This window comes from Citrobacter sp. TBCS-14, from assembly GCF_005280805.1.
GTDB classification, from domain to species: domain Bacteria; phylum Pseudomonadota; class Gammaproteobacteria; order Enterobacterales; family Enterobacteriaceae; genus Citrobacter; species Citrobacter gillenii.
Window position 1 is genome coordinate 1 of sequence record NZ_SZWM01001254.1, and the last position, 469, is coordinate 469.

1 pseudogene is annotated in these 469 nt (G+C 46.7%); it reads left to right on the forward strand.

What is annotated here, in order from left to right:
- A pseudogene (locus FDX22_RS27180) lies at positions 1–280 on the forward strand (tRNA-dihydrouridine synthase); the annotation flags it as partial.
- Positions 281–469 lie beyond the last annotated feature (189 nt).

Genomic DNA, 469 nt, shown 5'->3' on the forward strand with positions numbered 1-469 from the left:
ATTGCAACTGGGCGGGAGCGATCCTGCGGCGCTGGCGCAGTGCGCAAAGCTCGCTGAACAGCGGGGTTATGACGAAATCAATCTCAACGTGGGTTGTCCTTCCGACCGCGTGCAGAATGGCATGTTTGGCGCTTGCCTGATGGGGAATGCGCAGCTGGTCGCCGATTGCGTGAAGGCGATGCGCGACGCGGTGTCGATTCCGGTAACGGTGAAAACCCGTATCGGCATTGATGATCAGGACAGCTACGAATTCCTGTGTGACTTCATCAACACGGTCTCGGCATGATTGTGCATGATATTTCCGGCTGACATAAGGTTAATAATGCCGCTGCCAGAGTAAGTTTTCTCAATGTTATAAATGTAATCTTTTATATTTGTTTTTTCATCAAAGGATTTATCGTTAAGATATTCTATTATTCCCCCTTTGCAATTATCTGATTGTGCACTATTAAAAAAATTAATTAACCCT